General features: G+C 67.3%; 9 protein-coding genes. 4 read left to right on the forward strand and 5 right to left on the reverse strand.

Features of this window, described 5'->3' with window-relative positions; all coding sequences use genetic code 11:
* Positions 1–50 precede the first annotated feature (50 nt).
* From gorA to R1H25_RS10490, 4 genes are all read right to left on the reverse strand, one after another.
* Entirely contained in the window at positions 51–1,409 is a 1,359-nt protein-coding gene (gene gorA / locus R1H25_RS10475; RefSeq protein ID WP_317223535.1) for a glutathione-disulfide reductase, read from the reverse strand.
* Positions 1,406–2,656, reverse strand: coding sequence for an FAD-dependent oxidoreductase (locus R1H25_RS10480; protein WP_317223536.1), 1,251 nt, complete (start codon positions 2,654–2,656; stop codon positions 1,406–1,408). The genes gorA and R1H25_RS10480 overlap by 4 nt, the downstream gene beginning before the upstream one ends.
* Positions 2,657–2,659: 3 nt before the next feature.
* Positions 2,660–3,904: a DUF418 domain-containing protein gene (locus R1H25_RS10485; protein ID WP_317223537.1), complete on the reverse strand. Its 1,245-nt coding sequence runs from the start codon at positions 3,902–3,904 to the stop codon at positions 2,660–2,662.
* A gap of 99 nt (positions 3,905–4,003) precedes the next feature.
* Complete coding sequence (locus tag R1H25_RS10490; protein ID WP_043034821.1) at positions 4,004–4,486, reverse strand: peptidylprolyl isomerase; 483 nt, start codon at positions 4,484–4,486, stop codon at positions 4,004–4,006.
* A gap of 73 nt (positions 4,487–4,559) precedes the next feature.
* On the opposite strand from R1H25_RS10490, the gene R1H25_RS10495 reads away from it, so the two are divergent.
* Positions 4,560–5,138, forward strand: coding sequence for a C40 family peptidase (locus tag R1H25_RS10495; RefSeq protein WP_170272479.1), 579 nt, complete (start codon positions 4,560–4,562; stop codon positions 5,136–5,138).
* 131 nt (positions 5,139–5,269) lie between these two features.
* The gene (locus R1H25_RS10500; RefSeq protein ID WP_005414115.1) at positions 5,270–6,043 is read left to right on the forward strand and encodes a C40 family peptidase; all 774 of its coding nucleotides are present in this window, start codon (positions 5,270–5,272) and stop codon (positions 6,041–6,043) included.
* A 250-nt stretch (positions 6,044–6,293) separates the two neighbouring features.
* Here the strand turns inward: R1H25_RS10500 and R1H25_RS10505 are convergent, their stop codons facing one another.
* Complete coding sequence (locus tag R1H25_RS10505; protein ID WP_019660634.1) at positions 6,294–7,628, reverse strand: dicarboxylate/amino acid:cation symporter; 1,335 nt, start codon at positions 7,626–7,628, stop codon at positions 6,294–6,296.
* Between the two features lie 154 nt (positions 7,629–7,782).
* Here R1H25_RS10505 and R1H25_RS10510 point away from each other — a divergent pair, with 154 nt between their 5' ends.
* Entirely contained in the window at positions 7,783–9,489 is a 1,707-nt protein-coding gene (locus R1H25_RS10510; protein WP_317223538.1) for an alkaline phosphatase, read from the forward strand.
* Complete coding sequence (locus R1H25_RS10515) at positions 9,486–10,031, forward strand: WG repeat-containing protein (RefSeq protein WP_049447730.1); 546 nt, start codon at positions 9,486–9,488, stop codon at positions 10,029–10,031. Before R1H25_RS10510 ends, R1H25_RS10515 begins: the two co-directional genes overlap by 4 nt.
* Positions 10,032–10,194: the final 163 nt, after the last annotated feature.

Here is a 10,194-nt window from a genome sequence, read left to right on the forward strand (position 1 = left end):
TCTACAAAGAGCGACGGCCGAGCACAGGCTCGGCTCTACAACCGCCCCGCTCAGCGCATCAGCACCACTTCCTCGGCCGAGGTCGGGTGGATCGCCACGGTGTCGTCGAACTGGGCCTTGGTCGCGCCCATCTTCACCGCCACTGCGAAACCCTGCAGGATCTCATCGGCCGCTTCACCCAGCAGATGGATGCCTACCACCCGCTCTTCCGGGCCCACGCAGACCATCTTGAACAGGCTGCGCTGGGTACCGTTGGCCAGCGCCTGCAGCATCGGCCGGAAGCGGCTGTGGTACACGCTCACCTGATCGAAACGTGCGCGCGCCTCTTCCTCGCTCATGCCCACAGCGCCCAGCGGCGGATGCGAGAACACCACGCTGGCCACGTTCTCGTAATCCATCTTCGATTGCGGGCGGCCACCGAACAGACGGTCCATCAACCGCCGCGAAGCCGCCACCGCCACCGGGGTCAGGCCCACCTTGCCAGCGATGTCACCCACGGCATGCACGCTCGGCACAGAGGTGGTCTGCCATTCATCCACCTGCACCTGCTGGTGCTCGCCGATGCCGATGCCCAGCGCCTCCAGGCCCAGATCACGACTGTTGCCACGGCGGCCGGTGGCGAAGAACACCGCATCGAACACGCTGTCCAGCGGCCCGTCATGGCCGAACGCACGCACACGCTCGCCATCGCGCTGCAGTTCGCGCAGGCGATAGCCGAAATGAATCCGTACGCCCTGCTGCTTCAGGTTCTCGGCCAACTGGTCGGTCAGCTCGTAGTCGAAGCGCTCCAGCAGGCGCTTGCCGCGCACCAGCAGGCTCACCTTGCTGCCCAGTGCCTGCAGCAATCCGGCCAGCTCCACTGCAATGTAACCGCCACCGATGATCGCCACCTCGGCTGGTGCCGCACGCAGGTCGAAGAAATCATCGGAAACCAGGCCCAGCTCCGCGCCGGGAATGTCGGGCCGCAGCGGGTGCGCGCCGGTGGCGATCAGGATGTGCTCGGCGCTGTAACGCACGCCATCGCTGCAGGCCACGGTGTGCGCATCGAGCAGATGGCCGCGCGCGGGAATGCGCACCACGCCGGTTTCATCCAGGCGCTTGTGGTAGCTGGTGTGGATATTGCTGATGTAGGCCTGGCGATGGATCACCAGTTCCTTCCACGACAGCGCCGGGCGTGCCTCGACATCGAAGCCCATCGCACTGGCCAGGCCGATGCGCTCGTGCAGGTCGGCCGCCAGCCACATCGCCTTCTTCGGCACGCAGCCGACATTGACACAGGTGCCGCCCAGTTCGCCGGGCTCCAGCAGCGCCACGCGCTTGCCATGCTGCGCGGCCCGGATCGCGCCAGCCAGGCCGGCGGAGCCGCCGCCAAGGACGATCAGGTCGTAATCATAGGGTGCTGTGCTCATCGGAATCGCTCGGGTCGGTAAGGGGCTGGATCGATCGCCGGCGTGCGGCCGCAGACGAGATCGGCGATCAGCTGGCCGGTGCCGGCGCTCATGCTGATGCCGAGCATGCCATGCCCCGCTGCAAGCCAGACGTGAGGATGCGCAGGCGCGCGGCCGATCAACGGCACGTCGTCCACGCTCATGGGGCGCCAACCGCACCACTGCTCCTGCAGCTGCGCACCACGCGGCGCGCGCAGGTAGTGGTCGGCGGCGTGCTGCAGGGCCTGCAGGCGGGTCGTGCGCAGCTGCGGGTCGGCACCGGCGAATTCCATGGTGCCGCCCAGCCGCAGTGCTTCACGCCAGGCAATCACGAACACGGAATGGTCCTTCAGCACGACTGGACGCTGCGGCACCTGCGCCGGTCGTGACCAGGTCAGCGAGTAGCCCTTGCCGGGTTGGATCGGCACGCGCAGATCCAGTTGCCGTGCCCAGCGCGGTGACCACGGCCCGGTGGCCAGCACCAGCTCGCGCGCCTGCAGCATGCGTTCACCGACACGCACGCGCACACCCTGCGCGTCGGCGCTGAAATCCTGCACGTCCGACTGCTCTTCGATCACCACGTCCTGTGCGCGCAGCACGCGCGCAAGTTCGGCGGTGTAGCGGTCCGGACGCAGCTGTGCGTCGCCGGGGAAGTGGATCGCACCGGCAAGGCGATCATGGAAGGCCGGGTTGTCGCGTGCATAGTCGGCGCCGCCGATGCAGCTTGTGGCAATACCCTGCGCGTTCAGCGCCTCGCACTCGGCAGCATGATGATCGAAATTGCGGGCATCGCCGAATACGTAGTCCAGCCCGCGCGCCTCGAACTCGCAGTCCAGCACATGCGTCTGCACCCACTGCACCAGGCGCAGCCGTGAATCATTCAACAGTGCGCCGCGCGCCCGCGTGGCGTGCAGCCAGTCACGCGCGTTGCAGCGCGCCCCGAACTGCAGCAGCCAGCGCCACAATGCTGGGTCCAGGCGTGTACGCACGTACAGCGGCGCACGCGGATCGAGCATCCAGCGCAGCGCACGCAACGGCACGCCAGGCGCTGCCAACGGCGGCGCGTGGCTGGGCGTGATGGTGCCGCAGTTGCCATGCGAGGTCGCGCCGCCGACACGCCCACGGTCGATCACCCGCACCTGCCGGCCCTGTGCGCGCAGCGCGAGTGCGGCGGCCAGTCCAATGGCACCGGCGCCGACCACGATCACATCCTCGCGCGCGCCCTGCATCGATCAGCCCTGCCCGGCCTCGCGCCGCATCGGCGGCCACTGCCGGTAGGTCATCGCACGCCACAGCCATTCCATCGGGCCAAAGCGGAAGCGGCGCAACCAGACATGCGAAAGGGCCACCTGCACGGCAAACAACAACAGTGCGAACAGCAGCTGCACGCTGCGCGGCATCAGCTCGAAGCCGCCCAGGCCATAGTGATAGAACAACCAGGTGCACAGCAGCGACTGACCCAGATAGTGACTCAACGCCATGCGCCCGACCGGGGCCAGCCAGGCCAACCGCGCACGCCAGTGCACGATCCACGCCAGGTAGCCCAGGCACATCGGCAGGCCTCCGATCGTCACCAGTGCCATTGCGGCTGTCACCGGCAGGTCGTAAGCACCCGGTGCCAGGTAGGGTTTCCAGGCAACCCCCAGCAGCGTGACCACCAAGCCCAGCGGCAGTGCCACCCAACGCAGCACCGCGTACAACCGCGGGAAGCGCTCCGGCGCCGCCAGCGCACCACTGCCGGCGAACCAGCTGCCGATCAGGAACATGCCCAGCACTTCCGGGCCGGTGATCAGCAGCGCGCCCATCGACGTGCCGAACTCGCTCAGGCGCTGCGCATTGGCCTGCATCCAGCTGCCCTGCCCATAGACCTGGCGCTGCAGCTCGATGCTCTGCTGCGCGTCGGCGAGCATCTTCTGCACGTCTTCCGCCGAAGCCATCGACACCATCGCGCCGACCAGCAGCATCATCGCCACGCCGCCCAGATAGACGATCACGCCCATCCACGGCAACCAGCTGCGAGGTGCCTCTCGGCAGGCCAGCAACGGAAGCGAGATCAGCGCATACATCACCAGGATGTCACCGGACCAGACCAGCAGCGCGTGGCAGAGGCCGATCAGCAGCAGCCCTGCGCTGCGGCGCAGGTAGAAAGGGGTGAAGTCGCGTCCGGCCACTTCGGCGCGTTGCGCCATCACCGCGAAGCCGGCGCCGAACAACAGCGAGAACAGGGTGAAGAACTTGCCCTGCACGAACACGTAGACGAAAGCATCGGCCCAGTAGTCGATGCCCTGCCAGCGCACGTCGATGCCGGTGAAGGCCAGGTCCAGCGGCCCGCTGAAGGCCTCGATGTTCATCAGCAGGATGCCCAGCAACGCGGCACCGCGCAGCACGTCCAGCAGGGCGATGCGTTCGCCGGAAGCCACCGGCTGCAGGGAAGGAGAAGCGGCGTTCACGGGGCATCCGTCAGGCAGGTCCGCCATTATGCCGCCGGCCCGCGCGCCATGGATGGCCGCGTCGTGTTCCAGAAACGCAACGGCCCGCCGAAGCGGGCCGTTGCTGCCATCATGATCGCGCTGCGATCAGTGCTGGTGGCCGCCGTCACCGTGGACGTGGCCGTGGTCGATCTCTTCCTTGCCGGCTTCGCGCACGTCAACGATTTCGACGTCGAAATGCAGGTCCTTGCCAGCCATCGGATGGTTCAGGTCGACGTCGACGACGCTCATGCCGACCTTCTGCACGGTCACCGCACGCGGGCCGAAGTTGGTCTGCAGCACCACCTGCTGGCCCGGGGCCAGCTTGGTGTTGCCGAAGTGCTTCTTCGGCACGCGCTGGGACAGGCCCTCGCGGCGCTCGCCGTAGGCATCGGCGGCGGTGACGTCGACGCTGAAGGTCGCGCCGGCTTCCTTGTCCATCATGGCGTTTTCCAGGCCCGGGATGATGTTGCCGTGGCCGATCAGGATCGCCAGCGGCTCGCCGCGGTCCTTGGAAGACTCAATCGGCTCCTGGCCGACTTCGGAAACGGTGTAGTGGAAGCGGACAACGCGGTCTTTTTCGATCTTCATGCGCAACTCTGTCTGGATCTGCCGAAGGCAGGCGGGTTGGGGCGGGTTGTCGCCCGGCGGGGACGCCGCCATCATGACGGCCAATCCTAAGGTGGCGCATTATCCGGAGATCATGCACATCACGCCAGTTTCGTCCGGCCTGCGCCGGCTCCTCGCCCCGGCCCTGCTGCTGGCCCTGCCCGTGCTCATGACCGCCTGCGGCGGCGGCAAGGCCACCCGCCCCGCCCCGCCCCCGCCGACGGCGAACTGGCCGAAGACCGTGCCGGACAACCCCGAAGCCGCCAACTCGGTGCTGATGCGTGCCATCAGCCTGGTCGGCACGCCCTACCGCTACGGCGGCAACACCCCGGATTCTGGCTTCGACTGCAGCGGCCTGGTCGCCTACGTCTACCGCGAGATGCTGGACCTGCGGCTGCCGCGCACCTCGCGCGACCTTGCGGCAGTACAGGGTCCGAAGATCGATCCGCAGCGCCTGGCCACCGGCGACCTGGTGTTCTTCGGTAGCCGCGGCAGCGTCACCCATGTCGGTATTTATGTCGGTGAAGGGCGTTTCGTGCATGCGCCGAGCACCGGCGGCACCGTGCGCCTCGACTCGCTCAGCGGTCCCTACTGGAAGGACCACTACACAGGGGCGAAACGCGTCCTTCGCTAAAATGAACAGGCGATATGTTCAAAACTGTGACGGACATCACCGTGCAACTAACGAATTACTAACGGAATTTTTAACTTATCCGCGCTTTTACAGGGCATGATGCCCCATCGTTTTTTTCCTGTGACCGACGCGTGACGACTGACGACCTGAAAAGCGAAGGCCAGACTTCCGTATCTTCACGTAGTGCCCGCCCGCTGTTGCTTGGCTTGGCACTCTGTCTGACCAGCCTTCCGGCCTGGTCGCAGACTGCTCCGAACCGTTCCGATGTGACTCCGGCCCCGGTGGCCGAGAGCACCGCCCGACCGGCCGCCAAGGCCGAGGCTGCCGCTCCGCAGCGCAGCCGCGTCGACGCCGCCGCCAGCGCCACGCTGGCCGCCCTGCTGCCGCACCTGGCCGCCAACGACACCATTCCGCTGATGGACCGCTCGGCTGTGGTGGCCGGCGACCTCAGCCGCCTGCTCGCCAACTACGACACCAGCAGTGCCGCCAATGGCAGCGTTGTCGGCACCGCTGCCGACAACGGCAAGGTGCAGTCGCTGCTGCGCCGCGCGATGACCCTGCTGGGCACCCCGTACCGTTGGGGTGGCAGCAACCCGGACAGCGGCTTCGATTGCAGCGGTCTGGTCGGCTACGTGTTCCGCTCGGCCCTGGGCATCGAGCTGCCGCGCGTCTCGCGCGAGATGGCCCACGATGACAACGCCGAACTGATCAACGACCGCACTGCACTGGCCGCGGGTGACCTGGTCTTCTTCGGCCGCAAGGGCCGCGTCGACCACGTCGGCATCTATGTCGGCGACGGCCGCTTCCTGCATGCACCGAGCTCGGGCAAGGACGTCCGCGTGGACACCCTGCTCAGTGGCTATTGGGGCAACAAGTTCATGCAGGCCCGCCGGGTCGACCTCTGACCCGCTGGCGCTACGGCGCCGCCTGAAAGACAAAAAGCCGCTGCCCCGCAGCGGCTTTTCTGTTGGGCCCGCAATGGTGGGTAGATAGATGCCGCCCCCCCTCTGTCAGGTGGGTGCGGACCGTTGGTCGGCACTGTCTCCATCCGCGCATGGCGTGGATCTACCAGGCCCCGCCTTGGCCGCCACCGCGCCAGCTCCCAGACAAAAGGCCCGCCGGGTCAGGGCGGGCCTTTTACATCGCCACGCAGTCTCAGGCGCGTGGCGGCGTCGGATCAGGATCGTCCACACCCACATTGCTGGACGGGTTGTCATACACCGCCTGGTCGAGCAGCCCGGTTTCCTTGGCCACGATCACCGGCACCAGCATCTGGCCCGTCACGTTCGTCATCGTGCGCATCATGTCCAGGATGCGGTCGATGGCATACAGGTAGCCGATGGTCTCCAGGGGGAGATTGGCCGCGCTCAGCACCACCGTGGCCATGATCACCGCAGTACCCGGTACGCCAGCGGTACCGAAGCTGCCCAGCACCGAAGCGATCAGCACCACCACGTACTGTTCCGGGGTCAGCGGCACGCCGCTGTACTGCGCGATGAACACCGCGCACAGCGCCGGATAGATCGCGCCGCAGCCGTCCATCTTGATGCTGGCGCCCAGCGGCACCGCGAACGAACCGTAGTCCTTGTTCACGCCCAGGTTGTGGGTGATCGAACGCAGCGCCACCGGCATCGCGGCGAAGCTGGACGAGCTGACGAAGGCCACCTGCATGCCCGGTGCCGCGCCGCGGAAGAACTTCAGCGGGTTCAGGCCATGCGCCAGCAGCAGTGCGCTGTAGACCACCACGATGTGCAGGGCGCAGGCCACGTACAGGGCCAGCACGAAATGCCCCAGCGGCAGCAGCTTCTCGAACCCGTAGCTGCCAACCAGGCCGGCGATCAGGCCAAAGGTGCCGATCGGGGTGACTTCCAGCACGAAGCGGGTCACCTGGATCATGATGTCGCTCATCTGCCCGACCAGCTTGCGCGCCTCGGTCACCTTCTCGCCGAGCTTGACGATGGCAAAGCCGACCAGCCCGGCGAAGAAGATCACCGGCAGGATCGAGCCACGACCGGCGGCCAGCACGGTCTCACCGGCCGCGTTGACCTTGGTGCCGATGCCGGACAGCGCGTAGAAGACATTGGCCGGCACCACGTCCAGCAGCACCTGCACCACGCTGGGCACTTCACGCGGCACGTAGTTGCTGGCCATCGTCAGCTGCAGGCCACCGGCGCCGGGCTGCAGCACGGTGCCCACGCCCAGCCCGACGCACACCGCCAATGCAGCGGTGATCACGAACCACAGGAAGGTACGGCCACTGAGCGCGGCGACCGACTTCTGCCCGTGCAGCGACGAGATCGCGTTGATGACCGCGAAGAACACCAGTGGCACGGCGATCATCTTGATCAGGGTGACGTACAGCTCGCCGAGCGGGCCGAACCACGTTTCTGCGGCCGGGCCGAGCGCCCAGCCGGCCAGCGCGCCGAGCACGAAGCCACCGACCACGCGCTGCCAGAATGGAATCCGCAGCCAGGCAGAGACCAGCTTCATAGGCAATCCAGAGGGGAAGGAAGGGATGCTGGCACGATAGCCCAACGCGGCCCGCAGAACGACCGCCCGACCGGCAAATCAGTGTGTCATCGGCGTGCCTTGCGGGGCCGGGCATAATGAACGTCCCGTTACAGTTTGTGAGATCCCAGCGTCCATGCGCCGTTCCGTCTCCCTGTTGGCCGCCTGCGCCACCACCCTGCTGCTGGGCGCCTGCGCCAGCACCGCCCCCTCGTCCGCTCCGGCCGGCCTCAAGGTCGCCGTCGACCCCGTCGCCCACCCGGCCGGCGAAACCCCGCAGTGGTGGTACCGCAGTGGCGCCGCCCAGGCCGCCGCCAACGGCGCGATGTCCGGCAAGGCCAAGAACGTCATCCTGTTCCTCGGTGACGGCATGAGCCTGACCACCGTGGCTGCCTCGCGCATCTACGAGGGCCAGCAGAAGGGCGGCTCCGGTGAAGAGAACCTGCTGTCCTGGGAGCGCTTCCCGGCCACGGCATTCAGCAAGACGTACAACACCGATTCGCAGACCCCGGATTCGGCCGGCACCATGACCGCCATCACCACCGGCGTGAAGACCCACATGGGCGCGATCGGCGTCAGCGCCGGCAGCCGCACCGACTGTGCCGACAGCCTGTCCAAGGGCCTGCTGACCTGGCTGCAGCTGGCCGACAGCGCCGGCCTGGCCACGGGCGTGGTGTCCACCGCGCGCCTGACCCATGCCACCCCGGCCGCGACCTATGCGCATTCGCCCGAGCGCAACTGGGAAAACGACACCGACCTGACCGAAGCGGCCAAGGCGGCCGGCTGCAAGGACATCGCCCAGCAGCTGCTGTCGACCTCGCGCTATGGCCGCGGCCCGCTGGTCGCCCTCGGTGGCGGCCGCGGTGAATTCACCACCGTCGAAGAACGCGACCCGGAATACGACGACAAGGTCGGCCAGCGCCTGGATGGCCGCAGCCTGGTGCAGGAATGGCAGCAGGCCCATCCGCAGGGCGCTTATGTGTGGAACAGCAAGCAGCTGGCCGCCGCCGCCAATGCGCCGGCCATCCTCGGCCTGTTCGAACCGGACCACATGCGCTACGAGTACGAGCGCCCGCAGGATCCGGGCGGTGAGCCGAGCCTGGCCGAACTGACCGCAGCAGCGATCAAGAACCTTTCAAAGCACCAGGAAGGCTACGTGCTGATGATCGAAGGTGCGCGCATCGACCACGCCAACCACAGCGGCAATGCCTACCGTGCACTGACCGAGACCGTGGCCCTGTCCGACGCGGTCCGCGTGGCCAACGAACTGACCTCGGCCGATGACACGCTGATCATCGTTACCGCCGACCACTCGCACACGCTGAACTTCGTCGGCTACCCGGCGCGCGGCAACCCGATCCTGGGCAAGGTGAAAGACAAGGGCGGCGAAGATGGTGCCGGCAAGCTGGACTATGCGCTGGACGGCACCGGCCAGCCGTACACCACGCTGAGCTACGCCAATGGCCCGGGCCATACCGGCAGCAGCAACCAGCAGCCGGCCGGCCCCAAGCGCTACGCGCACAACCCGAGCAGCTTCGAACCGGCCAACGGTCGCCCGAACCTGCGCGAGGTCGACACCGAGCATCCGGACTACATGCAGGAAGCACTGGTGCCGATGAAGTCCGAATCGCACGGCGGTGAGGATGTCGGCATCTGGGCACGCGGCCCGGGCAGCAAGGCGATCCGCGGCACGCTGGAACAGAACGCGATCTACCACATGATCGTGCAGGCCACTCCGGCCCTGCGCGAGCGCCTGTGCCAGGCCGGCACCTGCGATGACAAGGGCGTGCCGGTGCAGCTGCCGGCACCGACAGCCTTCGAACGCAAGGCCGAGACCAAGTGATCGCACGGCAGGCCCGCCCTGTCCCTGTCAGCGGCCGCTTCGCGCGGTCGCTGGCCCTGCTTGGCGTGCTGGTCACTGCCACTGCAACGGCACAGGCACCGGCGTGCAAGCTGCTGACCGACGAACACGGGTTGTGGCCGCTGCCCAACTGCGAAGTGGTCGATCACCGGCCGAAGATCAGCGCCGACACGCTGAAGGACCTGAACTACGACGACCACGGCCTGGCCGTGGTGTACGCCGACCAGGGTTTCCACTACGTCAACCGCAAGGGTCGCAGCCTGCCGGTGCTGACCTGGGACAACGGTCCGGAAACGCCGCAGGAAGGCCTGCTGCGCGGCCGCGTCGGCGACCGCGTGGGCTACTTCGACCTGAAGTTCCGCCAGGTGGTGCCCGGCACCTTCGATTTCGGGTGGCCGTTCCAGGATGGCGTGGCCGAGGTCTGCAATGGCTGCCGCCGCGGCACGCCGGATGCCGACGGCCACACGCCGATGGAAGGCGGAGAGCGGTTCCGCATCGACCGCTCGGGCCGTCGGGTGAAGTAGGGTTTTCGGCAGGGCTGCGCCCTGCACCTGCAGACGCAACGGCAACGGCAACGGCCAAAACAACAGCAACAGCGTGCGTTCCGTGGGATGGCGGGGCGATGTGGGTGGGCAGGACACGCCGTAAACCCATCCATGGGGGCTCGATGGCGCCATCCATGGCGCC

The organism is Stenotrophomonas veracruzanensis (genome assembly GCF_032911525.1).
In the GTDB taxonomy this organism is placed as follows: Bacteria; Pseudomonadota; Gammaproteobacteria; order Xanthomonadales; family Xanthomonadaceae; genus Stenotrophomonas; species Stenotrophomonas africana.

Excerpts from the sequence above, each read along its gene's own strand:
- gorA (WP_317223535.1), bottom strand. The coding sequence starts at position 1,409 with ATGAGCACAGCACCCTATGATTACGACCTGATCGTCCTTGGCGGCGGC.
- R1H25_RS10480 (WP_317223536.1), bottom strand. The coding sequence starts at position 2,656 with ATGCAGGGCGCGCGCGAGGATGTGATCGTGGTCGGCGCCGGTGCCATT.
- R1H25_RS10485 (WP_317223537.1), bottom strand. The coding sequence starts at position 3,904 with ATGGCGGACCTGCCTGACGGATGCCCCGTGAACGCCGCTTCTCCTTCC.
- R1H25_RS10490 (WP_043034821.1), bottom strand. The coding sequence starts at position 4,486 with ATGAAGATCGAAAAAGACCGCGTTGTCCGCTTCCACTACACCGTTTCC.
- R1H25_RS10495 (WP_170272479.1), top strand. The coding sequence starts at position 4,560 with ATGACGGCCAATCCTAAGGTGGCGCATTATCCGGAGATCATGCACATC.
- R1H25_RS10505 (WP_019660634.1), bottom strand. The coding sequence starts at position 7,628 with ATGAAGCTGGTCTCTGCCTGGCTGCGGATTCCATTCTGGCAGCGCGTG.
- R1H25_RS10510 (WP_317223538.1), top strand. The coding sequence starts at position 7,783 with ATGCGCCGTTCCGTCTCCCTGTTGGCCGCCTGCGCCACCACCCTGCTG.